The sequence below is a fragment of the Paraburkholderia sp. HP33-1 genome (genome assembly GCF_021390595.1).
Taxonomy (GTDB): Bacteria; Pseudomonadota; Gammaproteobacteria; order Burkholderiales; family Burkholderiaceae; genus Paraburkholderia.
In genome coordinates this window covers 2,613,620-2,637,900 of record NZ_JAJEJR010000001.1, presented here as the reverse complement: position 1 = coordinate 2,637,900, position 24,281 = coordinate 2,613,620, and the positions used below count along the sequence as shown (strand labels likewise).

Annotated in this window: 23 protein-coding genes and 1 tRNA gene; 11 read left to right on the top strand and 13 right to left on the bottom strand. The window is 64.9% G+C overall.

The window, feature by feature from the left end; translation table 11 throughout:
• The first annotated feature begins 276 nt into the window (after positions 1–276).
• A complete protein-coding gene (locus tag L0U81_RS12010) occupies positions 277–1,479 on the top strand; it encodes a transglycosylase SLT domain-containing protein (RefSeq protein ID WP_233802892.1) in 1,203 nt (400 codons plus the stop codon).
• A 97-nt stretch (positions 1,480–1,576) separates the two neighbouring features.
• Here the strand turns inward: L0U81_RS12010 and L0U81_RS12005 are convergent, their stop codons facing one another.
• The 4 genes from L0U81_RS12005 to ribBA all read right to left on the bottom strand — a co-directional run bounded on the left by L0U81_RS12005 (position 1,577) and on the right by ribBA (position 5,074).
• Positions 1,577–2,773, bottom strand: a complete 1,197-nt coding sequence (locus L0U81_RS12005) for a pyridoxal phosphate-dependent aminotransferase (protein ID WP_233802891.1) — start codon at positions 2,771–2,773, stop codon at positions 1,577–1,579.
• 175 nt (positions 2,774–2,948) lie between these two features.
• Entirely contained in the window at positions 2,949–3,383 is a 435-nt protein-coding gene (nusB, locus tag L0U81_RS12000) for a transcription antitermination factor NusB (protein WP_233802890.1), read from the bottom strand.
• Positions 3,380–3,892, bottom strand: a complete 513-nt coding sequence (ribH, locus tag L0U81_RS11995; protein WP_233802888.1) for a 6,7-dimethyl-8-ribityllumazine synthase — start codon at positions 3,890–3,892, stop codon at positions 3,380–3,382. Before ribH ends, nusB begins: the two co-directional genes overlap by 4 nt.
• Before the next feature lie 48 nt (positions 3,893–3,940).
• Positions 3,941–5,074: a bifunctional 3,4-dihydroxy-2-butanone-4-phosphate synthase/GTP cyclohydrolase II gene (ribBA, locus tag L0U81_RS11990; protein ID WP_233802886.1), complete on the bottom strand. Its 1,134-nt coding sequence runs from the start codon at positions 5,072–5,074 to the stop codon at positions 3,941–3,943.
• A 387-nt stretch (positions 5,075–5,461) separates the two neighbouring features.
• On the opposite strand from ribBA, the gene L0U81_RS11985 reads away from it, so the two are divergent.
• The 5 genes from L0U81_RS11985 (at position 5,462) to L0U81_RS11965 (ending at position 10,859) form a co-directional block, all read left to right on the top strand.
• A complete protein-coding gene (locus L0U81_RS11985) occupies positions 5,462–6,598 on the top strand; it encodes a muconate/chloromuconate family cycloisomerase (protein WP_233804308.1) in 1,137 nt (378 codons plus the stop codon).
• Positions 6,599–6,625: 27 nt separating this feature from the next.
• Entirely contained in the window at positions 6,626–6,916 is a 291-nt protein-coding gene (gene catC / locus L0U81_RS11980; RefSeq protein ID WP_233802884.1) for a muconolactone Delta-isomerase, read from the top strand.
• A gap of 75 nt (positions 6,917–6,991) precedes the next feature.
• Positions 6,992–7,927 carry a catechol 1,2-dioxygenase gene (gene catA / locus L0U81_RS11975; protein ID WP_233802882.1) on the top strand — a complete coding sequence of 312 codons (936 nt, stop codon included), beginning with the start codon at positions 6,992–6,994 and terminating at the stop codon, positions 7,925–7,927.
• Between the two features lie 98 nt (positions 7,928–8,025).
• A complete protein-coding gene (locus L0U81_RS11970; protein ID WP_233802880.1) occupies positions 8,026–9,282 on the top strand; it encodes a GTPase in 1,257 nt (418 codons plus the stop codon).
• A complete protein-coding gene (locus L0U81_RS11965) occupies positions 9,279–10,859 on the top strand; it encodes a GTPase (protein WP_233802878.1) in 1,581 nt (526 codons plus the stop codon). Before L0U81_RS11970 ends, L0U81_RS11965 begins: the two co-directional genes overlap by 4 nt.
• Before the next feature lie 21 nt (positions 10,860–10,880).
• On the opposite strand, the gene L0U81_RS11960 is transcribed toward L0U81_RS11965, so the two are convergent.
• From L0U81_RS11960 to L0U81_RS11940, 5 genes are all read right to left on the bottom strand, one after another.
• Complete coding sequence (locus tag L0U81_RS11960) at positions 10,881–13,220, bottom strand: tetratricopeptide repeat protein (protein ID WP_233802876.1); 2,340 nt, start codon at positions 13,218–13,220, stop codon at positions 10,881–10,883.
• Between the two features lie 60 nt (positions 13,221–13,280).
• Positions 13,281–13,916 carry a riboflavin synthase gene (locus L0U81_RS11955; RefSeq protein WP_233802874.1) on the bottom strand — a complete coding sequence of 212 codons (636 nt, stop codon included), beginning with the start codon at positions 13,914–13,916 and terminating at the stop codon, positions 13,281–13,283.
• A 15-nt stretch (positions 13,917–13,931) separates the two neighbouring features.
• A complete protein-coding gene (gene ribD, locus L0U81_RS11950) occupies positions 13,932–15,083 on the bottom strand; it encodes a bifunctional diaminohydroxyphosphoribosylaminopyrimidine deaminase/5-amino-6-(5-phosphoribosylamino)uracil reductase RibD (protein ID WP_233802872.1) in 1,152 nt (383 codons plus the stop codon).
• A gap of 51 nt (positions 15,084–15,134) precedes the next feature.
• Positions 15,135–16,418 carry a glutamate-1-semialdehyde 2,1-aminomutase gene (gene hemL, locus L0U81_RS11945; RefSeq protein ID WP_233802870.1) on the bottom strand — a complete coding sequence of 428 codons (1,284 nt, stop codon included), beginning with the start codon at positions 16,416–16,418 and terminating at the stop codon, positions 15,135–15,137.
• Positions 16,419–16,593: 175 nt separating this feature from the next.
• Positions 16,594–17,136, bottom strand: a complete 543-nt coding sequence (locus L0U81_RS11940; protein ID WP_442793403.1) for a hypothetical protein — start codon at positions 17,134–17,136, stop codon at positions 16,594–16,596.
• A 132-nt stretch (positions 17,137–17,268) separates the two neighbouring features.
• Here L0U81_RS11940 and L0U81_RS11935 point away from each other — a divergent pair, with 132 nt between their 5' ends.
• The 3 genes from L0U81_RS11935 (at position 17,269) to L0U81_RS11925 (ending at position 19,384) form a co-directional block, all read left to right on the top strand.
• Positions 17,269–18,489: a Bcr/CflA family multidrug efflux MFS transporter gene (locus L0U81_RS11935; protein WP_233802867.1), complete on the top strand. Its 1,221-nt coding sequence runs from the start codon at positions 17,269–17,271 to the stop codon at positions 18,487–18,489.
• Positions 18,490–18,666: 177 nt separating this feature from the next.
• Positions 18,667–18,897: a hypothetical protein gene (locus tag L0U81_RS11930; protein WP_233804304.1), complete on the top strand. Its 231-nt coding sequence runs from the start codon at positions 18,667–18,669 to the stop codon at positions 18,895–18,897.
• An 82-nt stretch (positions 18,898–18,979) separates the two neighbouring features.
• The gene (locus L0U81_RS11925) at positions 18,980–19,384 is read left to right on the top strand and encodes a RidA family protein (protein WP_233802865.1); all 405 of its coding nucleotides are present in this window, start codon (positions 18,980–18,982) and stop codon (positions 19,382–19,384) included.
• A gap of 122 nt (positions 19,385–19,506) precedes the next feature.
• Here L0U81_RS11925 and L0U81_RS11920 read toward each other — a convergent pair.
• The 4 genes from L0U81_RS11920 to rph form a co-directional block, all read right to left on the bottom strand.
• Positions 19,507–19,596 (bottom strand) — tRNA-Ser (locus L0U81_RS11920).
• Positions 19,597–19,651: 55 nt separating this feature from the next.
• A complete protein-coding gene (gene hemW, locus L0U81_RS11915; RefSeq protein WP_233802863.1) occupies positions 19,652–20,881 on the bottom strand; it encodes a radical SAM family heme chaperone HemW in 1,230 nt (409 codons plus the stop codon).
• Positions 20,878–21,540, bottom strand: a complete 663-nt coding sequence (rdgB, locus tag L0U81_RS11910) for an RdgB/HAM1 family non-canonical purine NTP pyrophosphatase (RefSeq protein WP_442793402.1) — start codon at positions 21,538–21,540, stop codon at positions 20,878–20,880. Before rdgB ends, hemW begins: the two co-directional genes overlap by 4 nt.
• Entirely contained in the window at positions 21,537–22,274 is a 738-nt protein-coding gene (rph, locus tag L0U81_RS11905; RefSeq protein ID WP_233802861.1) for a ribonuclease PH, read from the bottom strand. The genes rdgB and rph overlap by 4 nt, the downstream gene beginning before the upstream one ends.
• A gap of 326 nt (positions 22,275–22,600) precedes the next feature.
• Between rph and L0U81_RS11900 the strand changes: the two genes are divergently transcribed.
• Positions 22,601–23,524 (top strand): YicC/YloC family endoribonuclease, encoded by a 924-nt coding sequence (locus tag L0U81_RS11900; protein ID WP_233802859.1) that lies wholly within the window; start codon positions 22,601–22,603, stop codon positions 23,522–23,524.
• Positions 23,525–23,543: 19 nt separating this feature from the next.
• Entirely contained in the window at positions 23,544–24,227 is a 684-nt protein-coding gene (gene gmk / locus L0U81_RS11895; protein ID WP_233802857.1) for a guanylate kinase, read from the top strand.
• Positions 24,228–24,281 lie beyond the last annotated feature (54 nt).

Here is a 24,281-nt window from a genome sequence, read left to right as displayed (position 1 = left end):
GCGTCACCGTTTTACTTCCCTGCAGGGTGGAACGGCCTTATTGAAGTCCCTCACTAGCGTCCACCAACGCTGGTTTTTCGCGTGGGAGCCGAGCCCGGCATGCATCGAGTATGTGTGGGCTGTTTTGAAATGGTTCCCCAGACGGTATTTGTTGCCGTTTTCCCGGCATCGCTGCTGCCCAACCAGAGAGCACGCGATGTCTTGACTCTGCGAGCACGCTGTACCGCCTGATTTGTCCCGGCGGAGTTCGCGGATCATGCAAGATGGGAGATCTGAATGAACGCCTGGTTATCGTGGCGTCCCGATGAGCGTATTGCGCAGGTTGTGCGCGGTGCGCTGCGCCGCGGGACGCGACTGAGTCATCACCTGTTCAGCATTGTCGGCGGTATCGCCGTGGTGTTGGCTCTCGCACTGTGGCTGATGCCGACCTGGCGCGGCGCGCTCGCCGCGCGTCTGATGCCGGTCATTTCCGCCGCCGTGCAGGCGGGTCCCGCCCGCTTGCTGCAAGGCAATCCGCTGCCGGCCATCGGACCGGCCAGAAACGCCAGCCCATCGTCCGACGAATCGCTGTCGGCCAATCCGGTGACCATGCCGAACCCCGCCGACGGCACGAACGACGGCAGCATGACCCTCACGGCGGCCACCACCAGCTTCGACGGCGGGTTCGACAGCTCCGTCCCGTCTGGCATGAGCGCCGCGGCGCTCAGTGGCCTCAATCCGCGCACGATGCAGGGCGTCAGCGCGCTCGCGCGTCTGATTCCGCAGCAGCGCGTTTCCGCCGATGCGCGCGATGACCGCGTGCTGGTCTCAAGCCACGAGCAGGATCTCGTCGCGTCGTACCTGGCGCGGCGTTATCGCGTCGCTCAGGAGCCCGTCAGCGAGCTCGTGAAGGCCGCGTTCGACACCGGCCGCGAAGTCGGCCTCGATCCGCTGCTGTTGCTGTCCGTGATGGCGATCGAATCGGGCTTCAACCCGTACGCCGAGAGTGGTGTTGGCGCGCAGGGCCTGATGCAGGTGATGTCGAAGGTGCATTCGGACAAATTCCAGTATTTCGGCGGCCAGAGCGCGGCGCTCGAACCGCTCGCGAACATCAAGGTCGGCGCGCTCGTGCTGAAGGATTGCATCGCGCGCGGCGGCTCGCTGCCGGGCGGCCTGCGCCTCTACGTCGGCTCGAGCACTCCGGACGACGGCGGCTACGGTGCGAAGGTGATGGCCGAACGCGGTCGTCTGCGCGACGTCGCGCGTGGTCGCAAGGTGCCGATCAATGCGCCGCAGGCCCCGGTGCTGACCGCGTCGGCCACGCCGGCGTCGGCCGCTGTGACGAGCGGCGGCAACGGCAAGCGCGTGCAGGTCACGTTGCAGGGCGGTCATGCGCTGAACTCGGCAACGTCGGCGGTGCACACGCAGTCGGGCGATCAGGACGACTCGAGCGCCAGTTCGACGCCTCATGTGGCGTCGGCCTCGGAGATGGGAGCTTGAGTTAGGCTCTGCCGAGCGACCGCATGAAGAAAAAAGGACACTCGCGAGTGTCCTTTTTTTTGTGTCTGGCAGGTCAGCTGCCCGCCGACCCAAGGCCTCAGTGTCGCCCAAACAGTTTCGCCAGGCGCTCGACTGCCTCTTCGAGCTTCGGATACGCGGTCGCATACGACAGCCGGATGTAGTCCTTAGGCGCGTGCGTGCCGAAGTCCATCCCTGGCACCAGCACGACGCCGGCATCGTGCAACATCGCCCTCGTGAGCGCCGCACTGTCGCCGGCCGCCGGATGGGTGACGCCGCGACAGTCCGCATACACGTAGAACGCGCCGTCGGGCATCACCGGCACCGAGAAGCCGAGCGATTCGAGCGCCGGGGCGATGAAGTCGCGACGTCGCTTGAATTCGAGGCGCCGCGCTTCGTAGATCGCGATCGTCTCCGGCTCGAAGCAGGCAAGCGCCGCGTGCTGCGCGAGCGCCGATGCGCAGATGAACAGGTTCTGCGCGAGCTTTTCGAACGCGCTGACCATGGCGGGCGGTACGACCAGCCAGCCGAGGCGCCAGCCGGTCATGTTGAAGTACTTCGAGAAGCTGTTGACGGTGACCACGTCGTCGCCGAACGACAGCGCCGAGACCGGCTTCGCGTCGTAGCTCAGTCCCTGGTAGATCTCGTCGACGATCGTGAAGCCGCCGCGCGCGCGCACGGCCTTGACGATGCGTTCGAGCTCGGCCGGCTCGATCGACGTGCCGGTCGGATTCGACGGCGACGCGAGCAGCACGCCGCGGGTGCGCTCGCTCCACAGGCGCTCAACGTCGGCGGCGGTCAGCTGGAAGCGCTCGGCCGGGCCGCTTGGCACCATCACCGGCTTGCCTTCGGCGGCGATCACGAAATGGCGGTTGCACGGATAGCACGGGTCGGGCATCAGCACTTCGTCGTCGCGATCGACGAGCGCCGCGCACGCGAGCAGGAGCGCGGCCGACGCGCCCGCTGTGACCACGATCCGCGCCGGATCGACGTCGACGCCGTAGCACTCGGCGTAATGCGCGGAAATCGCGTCGCGCAGCGCGTGCACGCCGAGCGCGTTCGTGTACTGGGTGACGCGGCGGCGCAGTGCGCTCGCGGCTGCCTCGATGACCGGCTCGGGCGCGGTGAAATCCGGCTCGCCGATGCCCATGTGAATAATGTCGCGCCCCTCGCGTTCGAGCAGCGCGGCCTCCTTGGCCAGTTCCATCACGTAGAAAGGCTGGATGGCATCGACGCGCGCGGCAAGCCGCACGAGAGGTTCGGTCACGGAGTTCATACGGTCAAATCCAGTTCAGAAGCAGAAGCGGGACGGCGCCCGCACATCCCATGATGCGCTGATGCGTTCATTAGTGTGCGAGGCGGCGTCCTTGCGGGCGATTGAGGTTCTTCGCCCGGTGCAGTGCGGCGCGGCAGGGGCCCAATGCGCGGCATGGACCCCTCGCACGCTGCGCTCAGCCCTTGCGGGCTGCCTGCATTTCGGTGGCGCGCATTTGCGCCGCGAGCTTGTCAAGCACGCCGTTCACGTACTTGTAGCCGTCCGAACCGCCGAACGTCTTCGTCAGTTCGACCGCTTCGTTGATGACCACGCGGTACGGAATGTCGACATGATTCTTCAGTTCGAACGCGGCGACCAGCAGCACCGCTCGCTCGACCGGCGACAGCTGATCGATCGGACGGTCGAGGCACGGCGCGATCGCGGCCGAAAGCGCCTCGGAATCGCGCATCACGCCATGCAGGATCGCGTCCAGGTGCTCGTGATCGGCCTTGTCGTAACCTTGCGCGCCGCGCAGTTGCGCGTCGATCTCACCGCCGGGCGAGCCCGACAGCAGCCACTGGTAAAGCCCCTGCGTGGCCAGTTCGCGGGAGCGTCGGCGTGCGCTCTTCATGCTTCTTCCTCGTCGTCTTCGTCTTCTTCTTCGTCGTCATCGCCACCGAGCTGCTCGAGCGCGACCGCGAGGTTCGCCATTTCGACAGCCACGCGGGCGGCGTCGCGACCCTTCTCGGTCATGCGCGCGACGGCCTGCTCGTCGTTCTCGGTGGTCAGCACTGCGTTCGCGACCGGAATGCCGAAGTCGAGACCGATGCGCGTGATGCCCGCGCCGCTTTCGTTCGACACGAGCTCGAAGTGGTACGTCTCGCCGCGGATCACCGCGCCGAGCGCGATCAGTGCGTCGAATTGCGCGCTTTCCGCGAGCTTTTGCAGCGCAAGCGGGATTTCCAGAGCGCCCGGCACCGTGACGAGCAGCACGTCTTCGCCGGTCACGCCGAGGCGTTCGAGTTCTTCGATGCAGGCGTCCGCGAGGCCGTTGCAGACGGGTTCGTTAAAACGCGCCTGGACGATGCCGATGCGCAGTCCGTCGCCGTCGAGATTCGGTTGGTATTGTCCGATTTCCATGTGAATTCCGTAGTGTTTGAGTGGGCGCGAGGCGCGTGAGTGGCCGGATCAGCCGTGCGGGACTTGCGTGATGCTGCCGGGCATCGGAATGAAGCCCGTGACTTCGAGACCATAACCCGACATGCTGCCGAGCTTGCGCGGGTTCGACAGCACCTGCATCTTGCCGACGCCGAGTTCGCGCAGAATCTGCGCGCCGATGCCGTAGGTCTTGAAGTCGACCGGCCGGCGCTTCAGCGCGTCGGCTTTTTCCTTCGAGTCGAACGCCTTGAAGACGTCGATCAGATGGTCTTTCGAGTCGCCGCAGTTCAGCAGCACGACCACGCCGAGATCGCGCTCCGCGATCTCTTTCATGGCCGCATCCAGCGTCCATGAATGGGTGGATTCGCCGACTTCGAGCAGATCCAGCACCGAAAGCGGCTCGTGCACGCGCACCGGCGTGTCGTGCTCGGGCGTCGGTGTGCCGCGCACCAGCGCGATATGCGGCTGGCCGCTCGGCTGGTCGAGATACATGACCGCGCGGAACGCGCCGTGCGCGGTTTGCATGGTGCGTTCGCAGATACGCTCGACGATCGATTCGGTGCGGCTGCGATAGTGAATCAGATCGGCGATCGTGCCGGTCTTCAGACCATGCTCCTTGCCGAACTCGAGCAGGTCGGGCAGGCGCGCCATCGTGCCGTCGTCCTTGATCACTTCGCAGATCACCGCAGCCGGCGTGAGACCGGCGAGCCTCGTGAAGTCGCAGCCGGCCTCCGTATGGCCTGCTCGCACCAGCACGCCGCCCGGCTGGGCCATGATCGGGAAGATATGGCCCGGCTGCACGATGTGCTCCGCTTTTGCGTCGGGCGCGACGGCGGCGGCGATCGTGCGAGCGCGGTCGGCTGCCGAGATGCCGGTCGTCACGCCTTCGGCCGCTTCGATGCTGATCGTGAACGCGGTACCGTACTGCGTGCCGTTGCGGTAGGTCATCAGCGGCAGATTGAGCTGCTTGCAGCGTTCCTGGGTCAGCGTCAGGCAGATCAGGCCGCGACCGTAGCGAGCCATGAAATTGATCGCTTCCGGCGTGACAAACTCGGCGGCGATCACGAGGTCGCCCTCGTTTTCGCGGTCTTCTTCGTCGACGAGAATCACCATCCGGCCGGCTTTCAGTTCGGCAATGATCTCTTGGGTGGAGGCGAGCGTCATGTTGGCGAGATTTTCGGGAAAGCGCGTATTTTACGCCACGCGCGTGTCCAAGTCGCCTCCGCCAGATGACCTAGGCCGTTTGGCCGACTGCTGATGAGCCTGGCAAGGTTGCTACGCTCGTCGAAACCGTGGGCGAGGGGGTCGGTGCGGCTCACACAACATGCTCTGCATGCATCGAAGGTTGACGCAGATCATGTTTGGCGCGCGAAAATGACCTGTTTTTCAATGCATGTCGTGCATGGTGCAATGCAAAATCCATAGAAAGACCGGCCTTCCTGGTCCAACCATACCTTGCAGGTATGAAAAAGGACAGGAAAAGTATTGGACTGGCCAAACGGGCGAGGGGTATAAAAACATGCAATGAACTCACCTCTCGCCGCACCCGCCATGACACTCGCGACCATCGAACGCATCGAAACCCGCCTCGTCGATCTGCCGACGATCCGCCCTCACAAGTTGTCGGTCGCCACGATGTACGGGCAGACGCTGATGCTGGTCAAGGTGTACTGCAGCGACGGCATCGTCGGCATCGGCGAAGGCACCACGATCGCCGGCATGGCCTACGGCCCGGAAAGCCCCGAAGCGATGAAACTCGCAATCGACGCCTACTTCGCTCCGGCGATGATCGGCAAGGATGCGACTCAAATCCAGGCGCTGATGGCGCACCTCGGCAAGCTGGTCAAGGTCAATCATTTCTCGAAGAGCGCGCTCGAAACTGCGCTGCTCGACGCGCAGGGCAAGCGCCTCGGGGTGCCGGTGAGCGAGCTGCTCGGCGGCCGTCGTCGTGAGCGTCTGCCGGTCGCGTGGACGCTCGCGTCGGGTGACACCGCGAAGGACATCGCCGAAGCCGAGCATATGCTCGACGTGCGTCGCCACAAGGTCTTCAAGCTGAAGATCGGCGCGAAGGAACTGAAGACCGACATCAAGCACGTCGCCGACATCAAGAAGGCTGTGGGCGAGCGCGCCGCGGTGCGCGTCGACGTCAACATGGCGTGGAGCGAGACGCAGGCCGCGTGGGCGATTCCGGCGCTGGCCGACGCGGGTTGCGATCTGGTCGAGCAGCCGGTCGCGTCCGCCGCGGCGCTTGCGCGGCTGATGCGTCGCTTCCCGGTTGCGCTGATGGCCGACGAAATCCTGCAAGGCCCGGAAAGCGCGTTCGAGATCGCGAAGAATGGCGGCGCCGACGTGTTCGCGATCAAGATCGAACAGAGCGGTGGCCTGTTCGCCGCGCAGCGCGTGGCCGCGATCGCCGATGCCGCCGGCATCGAGCTGTACGGCGGCACGATGCTTGAAGGCGCGTTCAGCACGGTGGCGTCGGCGCATCTGTTCGCGAGCTTCGCGAATCTGCAATGGGGCACCGAGCTGTTCGGGCCATTGCTCATCACCGAAGAGATTCTGACCACGCCGCTCGACTACAGCGACTTCGAGCTGACTGTGCCGAACGGCCCGGGTCTTGGCATCGAACTAGACGAAGAGAAAGTCAGGCGATTCACCCGGGACGGGCTGATGAAGGTCACCCGCTAAACGGATTCCGATCAGGAGGATTCAACCATGCTTTTCCATGTACGAATGGACGTGAACCTGCCGGTTGACATGCCGGCCGACGTGGCCAACGAAATCAAAACGCGCGAGAAGGCTTACTCGCAGGACCTCCAGCGTAGCGGCAAGTGGCGTCATATCTGGCGCCTCGTTGGCGAGTACGCGAATTACAGCATCTTCGATGTAGAGAGCAACGCCGAACTGCATGACATTCTGTCCGGCTTGCCTTTGTTCCCGTACATGAAGATTTCGGTGACGCCTCTGTGTCGTCACCTGTCGTCGATTCGGGACGACGACATCTGAGCCCAGCGGCCAGGCGCATTTAAGGCGAGCGCATCTATCGCCATTTTTCCCCAATACAAACTGGAGACAGTCATCGTGAGCGTCAAAGTTTTTGAAACCAAAGAAGTGCAGGACCTGCTGAAAGCCGCTTCCAACGTCGATGCCGGCAACGGCGACGCACGTTTCCAGCAGATCGTTTTCCGTCTGGTGAGCGACCTGTTCAAGGCGATCGATGACCTCGATATCACGCCGGACGAAGTCTGGGCCGGTATCAACTATCTGAACAAGCTGGGTCAGGACGGCGAAGCGGCGCTGCTCGCGGCCGGCCTCGGCCTCGAAAAGTACCTCGACGTCCGCATGGACGCCGCCGACAGGCAGATCGGACTCGAAGGCGGCACGCCGCGCACGATCGAAGGCCCGCTGTATGTGGCCGGCGCGACGGTGCGCGATGGCGCGTCGAAGATCGACATCAACGCTGACGAAGACGCGGGCCCGCTGGTGATCCACGGCACGGTCAAGGATATGGACGGCAAGCCGGTCGCAGGCGCGCTCGTCGAATGCTGGCACGCGAACTCGAAGGGTTTCTACTCGCACTTCGATCCGACCGGCGCGCAGAGCGAATTCAACCTGCGCGGCGCGGTGAAGACCGGCGCCGACGGCAAGTACGAATTCCGCACGTTGATGCCGGTGGGTTACGGCTGCCCGCCGCAAGGCGCGACGCAGCAACTGCTGAACGTGTTGGGCCGTCACGGCAACCGTCCGGCGCACGTGCACTTCTTCGTCACGAGCGACAACCATCGCAAGCTGACTACGCAGTTCAACATCGAAGGCGATCCGCTGATCTGGGACGACTTCGCGTATGCCACGCGCGAAGAGCTGATTCCGCCGGTCGTCGAGAAAACCGGTGGCGCGGCGCTGGGCCTGAAGGCCGATGCGTACAAGGACATCGAGTTCAACTTCACGATCACGCCGCTGGTCCAGGGTAAGGACAACCAGCTCGTCTATCGTCTGCGCGCTTCGGCCGAAGCGTAATCGCACGAGGCGGCGCCGTGGCGACACGGCCGCCGCCTTTCGATGCCAACGGCCGGCAATTCTGCTGGCCGAATCCCTGAAGCGTTGAGGAGTCGACGGTGTCGAGCAAAATTCGTGAGCAGGCAGCCCACGATGTTGCATCCGTGCTGCCGGATCGGGCTCACGATCTGGCGCGCCTGCTGATTCTGATCGACGACAGCGAACCCGTCGTCACCGTCGTCGGCAAGTACAACCACGGCAAGAGCAGCCTGCTCAACGAGCTGCTGGGCCGCGATGCGTTCGCGGTGTCTGACCGGCGCGAAACGGTGTGCCTGTCCGATAGCGTGCATCAGGGAGTACGCTGGCTCGACGCACCGGGACTCGACGCCGACGTCGGCAGCGGCGACGACCGCGAAGCGTTGCGCGCCGCGTGGCTCAAGTCCGACATTCGCCTGTTCGTGCACGCCGCGAAAGAGGGCGAACTCGATGCGAAGGAACTGACGCTGTTGACCGAGCTCGACGCCGATCGCATCAGGACCGGACGGCAAACGCTGTTCGTCCTGTCGCAAGTCGACCAGCTTGCCGACGATACCGCGTTGCAGAAAATCGGCGACGCGATCGAGCGGCAGATGCCCAACATCGCATTGAATGCGGTGTCGTCGATGCGGCATCGCAAAGGGCTCGACGGCGGCAAGAAACTGCTGCTGGAAAAGAGCGGCATCCCCGCGTTGCAGGCGGCGCTGCACGTGGAACTCGCGCGCGTGCCGGATGCGCGCGCGCGCGAAACCGCGCTGCTGTCCGGTGAAATCCGCGATGAGCTGCAACAGCTGCGTGCGGCACGGCAGACGTCGCTGGACATTCTGCGCAAAACTCAGCAACAACAAAGGCAGGACTTCGATCGGAGTCTCGCGACCGTCATCGGCAAGGTCAGCGGCGACATCGACGCGATGTTGAATGCGCTTGGCACCGATCACGCGATCGTGCCGGATACCGCGAAGGATGCCTACGCGATCACCGCGGGCAAACTGGAGCGCGCGCACATCCAGATCGCGTACTCGCGCGCGTGCATCGAGATCGATGCGATGCTGGCCGGCTATGGCGTCATCGGTCTGCCTACGGAGCAGCACACCGCGGCGAGAAGCCTGAACTCGGTGATGATCGCGGTGATGGGCGTGTCGGTGAAGTTCCGCAAGGATCTGCGCCGGATGTTCTGCGAAGCGACGGGACGCGAGCGCATGCAACGCGAGTTCACGCACTACTACGAGCTGTCCGCTGAGCGCAAGGCGCTGGCCGCGCAAATCGCGGATACGCAAGCGGCAATCGCCGCATCGGACCACGCTGCGGCCGCGATGCGGATCCTCGAGGCGCGAGCATGAAAGCCGACGCGAGCCATGAGCAACGCTTCATCGCCGAAGTCGATGCATTCGACTTCATCGCTCAGGATATCGACGCGCTGCTGCATGCACTGAACGACTGGCTCGCGAAGCTGAATGCCGATCTGCAAACAGACGGGTTGACGTGGGGCGGCCTGCACGCAAACAGCGCGCTGGCCATCCAGGCCGACACGATCAACACGCTCGTGCGCGACAGCGTGCGCGCGTGGACGCAACAGTGGTCCAGCCTCGAAGCGGCCCAGCACCTCGCCGACCATTTCAACGATCAGGCATTGCTGCTCGTATTCGGCAAGTTCAATGCGGGCAAAAGCTCGTTCTGCAATTTCCTCGCCGAGCGCTTCGCCGCGCACGACCGGAGCGTGCAGTATTTCCACGTCGACGCGGGCCGCGTCGACGAAACGCCGGAGCCCTTCACGGAAGGCGCGACCGAAACGACGTCGCGGCTGCAAGGTATCCGTCTCGGCGCAAAGCTCGTGCTGCTCGACACACCGGGATTGCATTCTGTGACGCCGGAAAACGCCGCATTGACGCAGCGCTTCACCGATAGCGCCGACGGTGTGTTGTGGCTGACCAGTTCCACCTCGCCGGGCCAGGTGCAGGAGCTCGACGAGCTCGGCCGCGAGTTGCACAGGAACAAGCCGCTGCTGCCGGTCGTCACTCGCAGCGACGAGTACGAGGAAGACGAAGTCGACGGCGAGCTCGTCAAATGTCTGCGCAACAAGAGCGCGCCGCGTCGCGCGCTGCAGGAGCACGACGTCAAGGTGCGTGCCGAAGACAAGCTTGTGGCGATGAGCGTCGACAAGGCGCTGCTGAAACCGCCGGTGTCGATCTCCGCGTATGTGGCGCGCGAGGCAGGGCAGACGGCGGCGGCCATGACCGACGCGGGCTTCGAGCGGCTCTATGCCGCGTTGCTCGACATCACCGGACCGGCGCTCGCCTATAAGCGGCGCAAGCGGGCTGAGGTGCTTCTGCATCATCTGGAAGAGAACGTGCTCGGCCGCTTGCAAAGCCACGTGCTGCCGTTGCTTGCCGAACTGGGCGAGTCGTCGCGAGCCGAGCTCGCGAAGCTCGAACAACAGCAGGAGCAGCTCGCCAACGCGGTATGGCGCGGCATCGTGCCGACGCTGCCCGCGTTGCTCGATACGCATGCGGCAACGCAAGACGTGATGGGGCTGTGCAACGCGCTGTCGCAATCGATATTCGAGCTGTTTGGTCGCGAGGCAGACCGGCTGTTGGGCGATTATGTGATCAAGCCCGACGCTTCGCTTGCGCGAATCAAGCTCGATGACGATGTCGGTTTCGACGATATCGTCATCGAGCGCGCGGGTCCGAATGGGCCAATGTGCGAGGTTGCGGGTATCGACTACGGACGCCTTCACGCCGCGCTCAGCCACGCGATTCGCGAGTGCGTACTGAGTCTTTCCGGCAATGCCGCGCAACGGTGCCGTGCGTCGATCGCGCAGTTGATGAAACTCGCGCGGCGTCTCGAGGAGTCGTTAGCGACGCATGAAGAAGGCTTGCTCGATCTGAAGTCGCAGGTGCGGGCGGAATCTTTCTGAAGCGCCCTTCAAACCCCTGGTCTATACGTCGCGCCACATGCGTCGGTAGGCTGCTTCGAGCTGTCGTGCGAAGCGCGCGCCGTCCATCAGTGGGGAGCGCTCGATCCGGCCGCGCAGTTCCTTGTGCAACGTCTGGAGACGGGGCAGGTCGCGCGCGAGCGCGACGGCCGTTTCGACGAACGCCGCGTCGCTGTCGGCCGCGAGCGCATGCAGATCGAGATTCGCGAGCTGGCACAGTCCTCCGCGGCCCGCCGCCGTTTGTCCGACGCGCGTGACGACCGGCACGCCCATCCACAGCGCGTCGAGTGTCGTCGTGTGGCCGTTGTACGGGAACGTGTCGAGCGCGATGTCGATCGCGTGATAGGAGGCGAGATAGTCGGCGCGGCGCCGGAACGGCACGCAATCGACTCGCGTAATGTCGATACCGTTCGCGCGCATCCGCTCGACAAGCTGGGCGCGCCCTGAACCCTGCGGCGCCAGGGCGATCAGGCGCGCGTTGGGTAGTCGCGCGAACACGCCGGCCCAAAGCCGCAGTGTGCGGTCGGTCAGCTTGCATGGATTGTTCAGGCAGCCGAACGTGACGTGGCCCGCGGCAAGCGCCGGCGGCACTGTCACCGCCGGTTCGTCGGCGAGCGGGTCGTAGCACCAGAACGAGTCGGCGAGCCGGATCGAGCGCTCGCGATAAAAATGGTCGTGTGAGGGTGGATCGAGATACGGGTCGGTCAGGCGGAAATCGATCGACGCCAGTCCCGTGGTACCGGGATACGCGAGCCATGTTGCCTGTACCGGCGCGGGTCGGCGCCCGAATAACGCGGGTCTTCCGTCTGCCATGTGCATCGTCAGGTCCACGAGGATGTCGATTTCGTCGTCGCGGATTTGCTGCGCGAGTTGCGCGTCGTCGATGCCATGCACGTCGCGCCAGCGCTCGGCGTAGCCGGCGAGGCGCTGCGTCAGGGCGTCGGGCCGCGCGACGCTCGCATAGCAGGTGATCTCGAACGCCGTGCGATCGTGGTGCGCGAGGAGCGGCACGAGAAAGAGCGCCTGGCAATGGTCGCGGAAGTCCGCGCCGATATAGCCGACGCGCAGGCGCTCCCGGGCCGCGCGCGGGCGCGCAGGCCGAGCGTGGTCGCGCGGCTCGTGTCGGGCCGACCAGTCGAGGGCTTCCGCGAGCACGATGTCGGCGCTTTCGGCCTGGAAATTCAGCGCGTAGACGAGATTGCTGTGAGCGAGCGCATTGTGCGGATCGCAGGCGATCGCTTGCCGGTAGCAGTCGATTGCGTCGTCGAGGGCGCCGCTGTCCTTCAGCACGTTGCCGAGATTGTTGTGCGTGGCGGAGTGCCGTGCGTCGCTCGCGAGCGCGAGGCGCAGATGGGCGATCGCTTCGTCGTAGAGGCCGAGCGAGCGCCGCAGATTCGCGGCGTTGTTATGAGCGGCGACGAAGCCGGGACGCACGCGTAGCGCGGCGTCGTAGGCATCGGCGGCCGCGCCCGTTTCGCCGAGCAGCACGCACACGTTGCCGAGATTGTTGAACGCATCGGCATGATCGGGGGATAGCGTGGTGGCGCGACGGAGCTGTGTCACCGCGTCCGCGGGCCGGCCCAGGCCTTGTAGCGCGTTGCCGAGGTTGTACGCGGCGTCGGCGTTCAATGGCGCGTGCGTGACCGCTTGCGCGAGCACGTCTGCGGCCTCACCGAACGCGCGCCGGCCGCACAGCGCGACGCCGAGGTTGATCAGTGCTGCCGGCGCGCGTGGATCGACGCGCACGGCTTCGCGCAGCAACGCGAGCGCTTCGTCGTGCTGACCCTGTTCGTCGAGCAGTGTGCCAAGTTGCGTGAGCGCGAGCGCATGTGCGGGCTGTACGGCGAGGGCGGCCCGGTAAGCGCGCCCGGCTGCGTCGAACGCGCCCAGTTGCCGGTGGCTGTTGCCGAGATTGCTGGCGGCATCGGCGTTGGCTGGATCGCGCGCGAGCGCCGACGTGTACGCATCGATCGCAGCGTGGTGATCGGCCTGCGCCTGGAGCGCATTGCCGAGCGCCGCATGCAGCTCGGCGTCCGCCGGATCGAGCGTGATCGCTTCGCGCAGCGTCGCGGCGGCCTGCGCGAAGCGGCCGAGCGAGTGAAGCACGTGAGCGCGCATCCCACGATGACGCACGTCGTATGGAGCAAGCGCGATCGCGCGGTCGAGCTGTGCCAGCGCGCGTTCGCCGTCGCCGCACTGTAGTTCGAGTATGCCGAGGCGTAGCCGGATGTCGGCGTTCTCGGGTTGTTCAGCCAGTGCGGTTTCGTAGAGCGCGCGAGCGGCGGGCAGGTCGCCCGCGAGATGGCGCGCTTTGGCGTGGGCGAGTGACGAGTCGGGTGTCATGGCTGATGCGTCGGAGTAGGCGTAGCGGCGGGCGGCGCGTAGACGATCGCCGGAACGGAGTTACCTTGCCGATTGATCGCCATCGCGCGGCGCATTGAGCATCCGCTCCACATACCGCGCAATCAGATCGATCTCCAGATTCACCCGCACGCCATCGCGCAGATGCTTGAGCGCCGTCACTTGCACGGTGTGCGGGATCAGATTGATCGAAAACTCGCAGCCATCGTCGCGATCCTGGACGGAATTCACGGTCAGGCTCACACCATTGACCGTAATCGACCCCTTGTAAGCGAGATAACGGCCAATCTCGCGCGGCGCCAGAATCCGCAGCTCGTGCGATTCACCAACCGGCGCAAAACGTGTGACGGTGCCGAGCCCGTCGACGTGTCCGGACACGATATGCCCGCCGAGCCGGTCATGCGCGCGCAGCGCTTTCTCGAGATTGACCTCTCCGGTTTCGCCGAGACCGGCCGTACGGTTCAGGCTTTCGCGCGACACGTCGACTTCGAACGAATGAGCGGTCTTCGCGACCACCGTCATGCAGGCGCCCTGGATCGTGATGCTGTCGCCGAGCTGTACATCGGCGAGGTCGAGGTCGCCCGCATCGACGTTCAGGCGCACGCCCGCGTCGCCGCCCGTGCCAAGCGGCTTGACTGATTCGATGCGGCCCACTGCCGCGACGATTCCTGTAAACATCGTTCTAGTCCTTGATCATTTCGAAACGGTGGGGGACACGGCGTCGGTCCCGGGTGCGGCTGTCGGCGCGAAGCGCGCGAGGATGCGCAGATCGTCGCCGATCCGCTCGATCGTGTGGAAATTCAGCCTCACGCGGTCTTCGAGCAGGTCGGGCGCGGCCAGATTGAACATGCTCATCGAGTCCATGCCGAGCAGGCTCGGTGCGAGATAAACGAGCAGTTCGTCGACGCAGCCTTCGCGCAGCAATGAGCCGTTCAGCTTGTAGCCGGCCTCGACGTGCAATTCGTTCACGTTGCGCTCGCCCAGCACGCTCAGCATTCGCGGCAGATCCACCTTGCCCGCGGCGTTCGGCAGCGGCACGATTTCGGCGCCGCGTTCGCGCAGCGCACTCGCGCGTTCTTCGAGACGCGCATCGAGATGGCCGCAGAAGATCAGCGTCGGCGCGCCGGCGAGGATCTGCGCGTCGAGCGGCACGTCGAGCTGACTGTCGATCAATACGCGGTGAGGCTGGCGCGGCGTATCGACCGCGCGCACGGTCATGCGCGGATCGTCCTCGCGCACGGTGCCGATGCCGGTCAGGATCGCCGATGCGCGTGCGCGCCACGCATGGCCGTCGGCGCGCGCGGCTGCGCCCGTGATCCACTGGCTTTCGCCCGACGGCAAGCCGGTGCGGCCATCGAGCGATGCCGCCACTTTCATGCGCACCCACGGACGGCCGCGCGTCATGCGCGTCACGAAGCCGATGTTCAGCTCCCGCGCTTCGTTTGCGAGCAGCCCGCAGCGCACTTCGATACCGGCCTCGCGCAGCATCGCGAGACCACGGCCGGAGACTTGCGGATTGGGGTCTTCCATCGCCGCGATCACGCGGCCGATCTGCGCTTCGATCAGGGCGTTCGCACACGGCGGCGTGCGGCCGAAATGGCTGCACGGTTCGAGCGTCACGTAAGCGGTCGCGCCGCGCAGATCGTGGCCGCGCGAGCGCGCGTCCTTCAGCGCGCGAATCTCGGCATGATCCTGGCCGGCCGGCTGCGTGTAGCCTTCGCCGATCACCTCGCCGTTTCTGACGAGCACGCAACCGACGCGCGGATTCGGGTCGGTCGTGTACATGCCGCGCTTCGCGAGCGCGAGCGCGCGTTCCATGTGGACGAAATCGGTTTGCGAGAACATCGGTGTCCGTTGGGGTGCGGTGTCTGGGTCGTGCGGGTTGCGGCCTTTGCTTCAGCCCTTCAGCGATGCGAACGCGCCGCGCGCGGCGTCGATCGTCGCGTCGATCACCGCGTCGTCGTGCGCGCTCGACACGAAGCCCGCCTCATAGGCGGACGGCGCGAAGTACACACCCGCGTCGAGCATCTTGTGGAAGAACGCGTTGAACCGCGGCACGTCGCTCTGCGTGACCTCGGCGAAGCTGGTCGGGATCGATTCGCGGAAGTAGAGGCCGAACATGCCGCCGAGCGCATCGGCCGCGAACGGCACGCCGGCTTCACGGGCCGCCTGCGCGAGCCCTTGCGCGAGACGCGTGGTGCGCGCGGCGAGCGTGTCGTAGAAGCCGGGCGCCTGGATCAGTCGCAACGTCTTCAGGCCGGCCGCGACTGCGATCGGATTGCCGGACAGTGTGCCCGCCTGATAGACGCCGCCGAGCGGCGCGAGATGAGCCATGATGTCGCGCCGGCCGCCGAAGGCCGCCGCCGGCATGCCGCCGCCGATCACCTTGCCAAGACACGTGAGGTCCGGCGTGATGCCGTAAAGCTGCTGTGCTCCGCCGAGCGCGACGCGGAAGCCGCACATGACTTCGTCGAAAATCAGCACCGCGCCGTACTCGGTGCACAGGCGGCGCATCGCCTGCAGGAATTCGGGCGTCGCGCGCACGAGGTTCATGTTGCCCGCGACCGGCTCGACGATCACCGATGCGATCTCGTTGCCGAACGCCTTGAACGCCTCTTCGAGCTCGGCGACGTTGTTGTATTCGAGTACGGTGGTGTGCTTGGCGATATCGGCCGGCACACCCGCCGAGGTCGGATTGCCGAAGGTCAGCAGACCCGAGCCGGCCTTCACGAGCAGGCTGTCCGCGTGGCCGTGATAGCAGCCCTCGAACTTGACGATGCGGCTGCGGTTCGTGAAGCCGCGCGCGAGACGCAGCGCGCTCATCGTCGCCTCGGTGCCGCTCGACACCATGCGCACCTGTTCGATCGACGGCACCAGCTTGCAGATTTCCTCGGCGATCTCGACTTCCGACTCGGTCGGCGCGCCGAACGAGAAGCCATTGGTGAGCACGCGCTGTACGGCTTCGAGCACCTCGGGATGAACGTGGCCAAGGATCATCGGCCCCCACGAGCCGATGTAGTCGGTATAGCGCTGGCCGTCCGCGTCCCAGAAGTACGGACCTTGCGCGCGCTCGATGAAGCGCGGCGTGCCGCCGACGGAACGGAAAGCGCGCACCGGCGAATTCACGCCACCGGGGATCGTGCGTTGCGCGCGTTCGAAGAGGATTTCGTTTCTGGACATGGCGATGGCTGGGATAGCTTGAATAGGGGTTGCGCAGCGGCGCAAAGGGCCTTGGACGTTTCCCGCGGGCACTTCGCGCGATGCCGGGTTGGATCCGGAAATTGTACCGGAGTCGGCGGCGGCGGGCTGTGCGGGCGGGCGGTTGCGGCGGCGCGTGTTTTGCCTGGCTGCTCGGTCAGGTTATCGCCGGCGGCTTGCGCTTGCCGGTCAATTCGGCCCAGCGCTTCTCCAGCGCGCCTTCGGCGATCGGTTTGATGCTCGTGCCCGAACTTTGCGCATCCCAGGTCTGCACCGAGAAGGGATGCACCCGCAACTGATCGCGCGTGATGACCGGCGCCTCGCGCGCATCGACGAGCCAGTCGTAGACGAAGTCGATGCACAGCCGGTAGCCGCGTTTGGTCGACGCGTCGGGGACTTCGTAGGGGGCGCGCGTCACGTAGCCTGAACCGAAGATACCTTTCGGCTCCTGCGCGACGCGATGCAGGAATACGCGATCGCCGGGCAGGATGCCGCGCGCGAAGCCGCAGCCCCAGGCGTCGGCCACCGCTTCGCCGGCGGCCACGCGTTTCGCGATGTCGGGCAACTCAGGCCACGGCCATTTCTTGGGGCTCCAGATCAGCAGGAAGGCGGTCATCGCGGGGTCGAACGGGATCAGGGGAAGGGCAGGCGGCAGCTTAACCGATCGGCGGCGGATGCGTCGCGCGGCGCTGTCGCGCAACGTCCGCGCAGCGCATTAGGAGCGCAACCGGCCGGTTAACCGTCGCGTACAATCGAGCCCGTCAGCTGCTGGCCGTTACCGTTTCGCCCGTTGCGCAGCCGTTGCCGGCGCGGCGTTCCATCCGGATTATCCATGTCTCAAGTCGTCAAACGCCGGCCAGATGGCCGGCTGATCCTGTTGCTCGGCGCGCTGGCCGCGTGCGGGCCGATTTCCATCGACATGTATCTGCCGAGCCTGCCGACCATCGCGCAGGCCTTCGCGGTCAGCACGGGCGCCGCGCAATCCACGCTCACGAGCTTCATGTTCGGCTTCTCGATCGGCATGCTGCTCTATGGTCCACTGTCCGACACGTATGGCCGTCGGCCGATCCTGCTTGGCGGCATCGTCATGTATGCGCTCGCGAGCATCGCGTGCGCGCTGTCGTTTTCGATCGGCTCACTGGTCGGTTTCCGCTTTCTGCAGGCGTTGGGCGCGGGCGCCGCATCGGTGCTCGCGCGTGCGATCGCCCGCGACGCGCACGAGCCGGGCGACGCGGCGCGCGTGCTGTCGATGATCGCGATCGTCACGTCGATCGGCCCGCTGCTCGCGCCGCTGATCGGCGGACAGTTGCTGTTGCTGGGCGGTTGGCGCGCCGTGTTCGTCGCGCTGACGCTGTTCGGTTCCGTGTGCGCGGTGACCGCATTCCTGAAAGTGCCGGAGACGTGGCCGCGCGAGATGCGCGCGCAGTCGGCGCTGCTGAAGTCGTTCGGCGCGTATGGGGCTCTGCTGCGCGATCCGGTCACATGGGGGCACATGCTGTGCGGCGGCATGGCGTTCGCGTCGATGTTCGCGTACATCACGGCGACGCCGTTCGTGTACATCGAGTATTTCCATGTGTCCGCGCAGCACTATGGCTTCCTGTTCGCGTTGAACATCGTCGGCATCATGTTGGGCAACTATCTGAATACACGGCTCGTCGGCCGGCTCGGGCCGGTGCCGATTATCTCGTTCGCGGCGACCGTGAGCTTTGTCGCGTCGCTGTTTGTATGCGTCGTGTCGCTGACCGGGTGGGGCGGCTTGTGGTCGATCGTGTTTGGACTGTTCTTCGTCGTCAGCGTCGTGGGCGTGTTGTCCGCCAACTGCACGACCGATCTGATGCATCGCTACCCGGTCAATGCGGGCGCTGCGGCGGCCGTGTTCGGCGCGGTGCAGCTCGCGCTCGGCGCGTTGTCGAGTCTCGCGGTCGGACTGTGGCAGGACGGCACGCCGAAGGGCATGGGTATCGTGGTCGGCGCCGCCGGCTGCCTGTGCTTTGTCGGACGCAAGCTCGTGATGCGCTGGCACGCGACGAAGTCGCCGGTTGCGGCTGCGTGAGCGCTGTGAAAACGGCGTGAAAACCGTATGACGCTTGTGCTATCCCGGCTGCGCGCATCGGCCAACGCGTGAGTTCACCGGGCGCCTCTGCGGAAAACACCAGGTGTTGCGCGCGCACCACCGTGCTTCGCGGTTTGCATTGCTATGATGAAGTCACTGTTCCTCGGAGCGGCAATCATGGCGATCAAAGACTTGATGAATGGCGAACGGCAACCTGCCGCATTCGCCGAAGCGCAACGGCTGGCCGACAGCGGCGCTTATTACGATTACACCGACATCGAATACGTCTTGCGCTTTGATTACGGTTTGACGGATGTTTCGGCTTTGCTCGATAGCCAGTTGATGCATCGCGATCTGAATCGTCGTTGTGCGGATGCGCGCGAGAAGCTCGAGATGGCGGACGCGTGATGCACGCTGCTCCGTGCCCGGGCTTGTGCTGAATGAGGCACGGTGATAAACCGCTGCGAGGTTTTCACTTCTGGAGCGGTTCATGACCGATAGCACGCACGCCCCACGTTTGCCGCACACGGACAACCCTGCCGCGCTTGCGCAACCCGGCGGTCACTACAGTCATGTCGCGGTTGCGAATGGCTTCGTCTTCGTGTCAGGGCAATTGCCGATCAATGCGCAAGGCGAGAAGCTCGCCGATGCGTCATTCGACGCGCAGGCTGAACAGGTTCTGGCCAATGTGAAGGCGGCGCTCGAAAGCGTCGGCAGCAGCGTCGCGCAACTGGTGCAGGTGCGCGTGTATGTCGTCGATGTCGAGCATTGGGCGAGCTTCAACCAGATCTATGCGCGCTGGGCTGGCGATGCAAAACCGGCGCGCGCGGTCGTGCCGGTGCCGCAACTGCACTATGGGTTCAAGATCGAGGTTGAGGCGGTGGCAGTGGTTTAGCTCGTGATGGCGGAGACGAAATACCTCAATCCATCGCGGACGTCTGCGGCGCTTTTCAAAGCCGCAAATACAAAACCCCGTCGTTCATGAGAATCGACGGGGTTTTGCAGTGTCAGAGAATCTGGCGGAGGCGGTGAGATTCGAACTCACGGAAGGATTGCTCCTTCGCCGGTTTTCAAGACCGGTGCCTTAAACCACTCGGCCACACCTCCAAGCTGTGAATTGTAACCTGAAAAGACCTCGCTGCCGAGTAGAGGCCGCTCGCCATCACTGCGAATCCTTCAGGAATAGCGCCTGCAGGTCGTTCAGGAACGCCTGGCCGAGCGGTGTCGGCGCGATCCGTTCATGGTCGCGGGTGATCAGCTTGCGCCGCTCCGCTTCCTGCAATGCCGGTTCGATCGTCGTGATCGACAAACCCGTGCGTTCGATGAACCGATGCACCGGAAATCCCTCCACCAGGCGCAGTGCGTTCAGCATGAACTCGAACGGCAGATCGCGTGGGCCGACCTCATGCTCTTCCTGCACGCCTGCACCGGCCCTGGCCTGCTCGATGAAGGTTGTCGGATGTTTGTAGCGCGCCTGGCGCACGATGCGATTCGGAAACGACAGCTTCGTATGCGCGCCCGCGCCGATGCCGAGATAGTCGCCGAAACGCCAGTAGTTCAGATTGTGCTTGCTCTGCCGATGCGGCCGCGCATAGGCGGACACCTCATAGCGCTCGTAGCCGGCTTCGGCGGTGCGCTGATGGATCCAATCCTGCATGTCGGCGGACGCGTCGTCGTCGGGCAACGCCGGCGGGAACTTCGCGAACAACGTGTTCGGTTCGAGCGTCAGGTGATACAGCGACAGATGCGGCGGTGCGAACGACAACGCCGTTTCCACGTCGGCCTGGCATTCGGCGAGCGTTTGCCCGGGCAGCGCGAACATGAGGTCGAGGTTGAAGTTGTCGAACGTGGTCGCGGCGACTTCGACCGCGTGGCGCGCCTGCGCCGCATCGTGAATGCGGCCGAGCGCCTTCAGATGCGATTCGTTGAAACTCTGAATGCCCACCGACAAGCGGTTCACACCGCTCGCGCGAAACTGCGCGAATTTGTCGGCTTCGAACGTGCCGGGGTTCGCTTCGAGCGTGATTTCCGCGTCGGCGTCGAGCGGTAGCAACGCGCGAATATCCGACAGCATGCGATCGAGCCCAGCCGCCGACAGCAGACTCGGCGTGCCCCCGCCGATGAACACCGTATGCACCTGGCGGCCCCAGATTTGTGGCAACGCCATTTCCAGGTCGGCGCGCAAAGCGTCGAGGTAGTCGTTCTCGGGGAATGTTTCGCCTTTCCACTCGTGCGAATTGAAATCGCAATACGGGCATTTGCGCACACACCAGGGAAAATGCACGTATAGCGCAAGCGGCGGCAGCGAGGTCAAACGGATGCTGCCCGGCGACGTGAACGCCTTGACGACACCCGTGCCGATGTCCGCCGGCGTCGGTCGGATCGGAATCACGCTTCCTCCGAAAGACGCGCGAGCAGTTGTCGCAGCGCGATCGCGCGGTGGCTGCTCGCGTTCTTGACCGCCGGTTCGAGTTCGGCGGCGCTCGCGTTCAGCGACGGCAGATAGAAGTACGGGTCGTAGCCGAAACCATGCTCGCCGCGCGGCGCGTCGAGGATTTCGCCATGCCAGCGGCCTTCGGCGATCAGCGGTTCGGGATCGTCCGCGTGACGCACGAGCGCGAGCACGCAGCAGTAATAGCCGCGGCGATCGCTCGCGCCATGCAGTTCGGCGACAAGGCGCGCGTTGTTCGCCGCGTCGCTTTTCTCGCCGCCGGCGAGTTGCGCGAAGCGCGCCGAATAGACGCCCGGCGCGCCGCGCAGCGCGCGCACGCAAAGGCCCGAATCGTCGGCGAGCGCGGGCAGGCCGGTGAGCTTTGCCGCGTGACGCGCCTTGGTCAGCGCGTTTTCGACGAAGGTGGGATGCGGCTCTTCCGCTTCCGGCACATTGAGCTCGCCTTGTGCGATCAACTCGATACCGGCCGAGCCGAGCAGCGCCGCAAATTCGCGCAGCTTGCCCGCGTTGTTCGACGCGAGCACGACTTTTTTCAACGGCATGCCCGACGTCGCACCGTGCGCGTCGCCCACACCGCCGTACTGACGAACCTCATTCACTGCTGCACTCCCAGCGCCGCTTTCTGCTTCGCGATCAGCGTGCTGATGCCGTCGCTCGCGAGATCGAGCAGCGCACTCATTTCGCCGCGCGAGAACGGCACGCCTTCCGCGGTGCCCTGAATCTCGACGAAGCCGCCCGCGCCCGTCATCACGACGTTCATGTCGGTGTCGCACTGCGAGTCTTCGTCGTAATCGAGGTCAAGCACCGGCACACCGTCGTACACGCCAACCGAAATCGCGGCGACGTAGTCGTTGATTGGCGAGCTTTCGATGCGGCCCGTCGCGAGCAATCTGGCGACCGCATCGTGCGCGGCGACGAACGCGCCGGTGATGCTCGCGGTGCGCGTGCCGCCGTCGGCCTGGATCACGTCGCAGTCGAGATTGAGCGTGCGCGCGCCGAGCTTCTCGAGATCGAACACCGAGCGTAGCGCGCGGCCGATGAGTCGCTGGATTTCCTGCGTGCGGCCGGTCTGCTTGCCGCGCGCGGCTTCGCGGTCGCTGCGCGTATGCGTGGCGCGCGGCAGCATGCCGTATTCCGCGGTGAGCCAGCCCTGCCCCCGGTCGCGCAGAAAAGGCGGCACGCTCTCGCTGATGCTCGCGGTGCAGATGACCTTGGTGTCGCCGAACTCGACCAGCACCGAGCCCTCCGCATGCTTCGTGTAGTGACGCGTGATGCGCACGTCGCGCAACTGGTTGGGCTGGCGGCCGCTGGGGCGTTGGGTGTCGTTGCTCATGTCGGAATGGGTCGGGATGGGCCGGAAGACGGCGGAGGAAAAACTGTAATTTTACCGCCGATCGGATGGGGCGGTTGCCCATAGGGGTGACCCGCAAAGTTGCGGGCGACGAGTGCGGCATCAATACGTGAAGCGTATCGCAGCGGCGAGCGGCATCAGAAGGCGAGCATGCAACTGCGAGCCGGGCCGCATCCCTGCTCGCTCGCGAGCGGATGGCTCCGCCAAAAATGGGATAATGCCGGTTCTCCGCCCCGCGTCTCGTACACGCCGGGCGACCCGCTTCTTAGGCCATCGTCGAACGCATGGCCGCAATCGCGAGAAATACGATGATCTACAGCATGACTGGCTATGCGAGCGCCACGCGCGAACTCGTGGCGGCCTCGGGCACTGGCGGCGTGAGCGTGTCGGTCGAATTGCGCACGGTGAATTCGCGCTTTCTCGACCTGAATTTCCGCATGCCGGAAGACGTGCGCGTGGTCGAACCGACGCTGCGCGAGATGCTGATGAACAAGCTGTCGCGCGGCAAGGTCGACATTCGCGTGAATCTGCAGCGCAGCGAGCAGTCGGCGAACGCGGGCGCGATCAATCGCGACGCGCTCTCGCAACTCGCGCAGCTCGAACGTACGGTGCTCGCCGCGTTCCCTGAAGCAGGCCGTCTGCGCACCGGCGAAATCCTGCGTTGGCCGGGCGTGCTCGCCGAAAGCGGGATCGCGCCAGAGACGCTGCGCGACGCGGTGCTCGGATGCGGCAAGCAGGCGATCGCGGACCTGATCGACGTGCGCGCACGCGAAGGCGCGCAACTCGCGACGATGCTGCTCGCCAACGTCACCGAAATGGAAGCCATCGTCACGAAGATCACGCCGCTCGTGCCCGAGCTGATCGCGCGGCATCAGCAGAAGATCGTCGAGCGTTTGCAGGAAGCGCTCGGCATCGCCGCGCCGGATGCGGCCGCGACGATCGTGTCGCGCGAAGAAATCAACGAGCGGATCCGCCAGGAAGTGACGATGTACGGCATTCGCATCGACATCGCCGAAGAGCTGTCGCGCCTCACCGCGCATCTGAATGAAACGCGTCACGTGATCGAGAAGGGCGGCAAGGTCGGCAAGCGACTCGACTTCATGATGCAGGAGCTGAACCGCGAAGCGAACACGCTCGGTTCGAAGGCGGCGGCGAAGGAACTCGCGGATTCGTCGATGACGCTGAAGCTGCTGATCGAACAGATGCGCGAGCAGGTACAGAATCTCGAATAAGGCTGGAGCACTACACATCATGACCGACCACCATCCACGCGAAACCGGCGCGCCGCGCAATCCCTACGCCGGCGCTTATCCCGGCAATCTGTTCATGGTCGTCGCGCCGTCGGGCGCGGGCAAGTCGACGCTAGTGAACGCGCTGCTCGCGGGCGACGACGCGATCCGTCTGTCGATTTCGTACACGACGCGCCCGCCGCGTCCGAAGGAGCAGGACGGCGAGCACTATCACTTCACGACCGTCGAAGATTTCATGCGCCGCCACGACGAGGGCGAGTTCCTCGAAAGCGCGGAAGTGCACGGCAACTACTACGGCACGTCGCGCGTGTGGATCGAAGAGCAGATGAAAAGCGGCCATGACGTGCTGCTCGAAATCGACTGGCAGGGTGCGCAGCAGGTGAAAAAGCAGTTCCACAATGCGGTGGAAATTTTTATTTTGCCGCCGTCGCTCGAAGCGCTCGAAGAGCGTCTGAAAAAGCGCGGCCAGGACGAGCCGAACGTGATCACGCGACGCCTGCTCGCGGCGGGTGGCGAGATGGCGCACGCGGCCGAAGCGGAGTACGTCGTGATCAACGAAAACTTCGATCGCGCGCTCGCAGAACTGCAGTGCCTCGTCGGCGCGACGCGTTCGCGCTTCGCGTCGCAGTACGCGCGTCACACGCAGCTTTTCATGCAGCTCGGCATCCACCTGCCGCACGCTTGAGCGCGGTGTGCCGTCAGGCACATAAGGTAGAATAAGCAACATACTGAGAAGGAA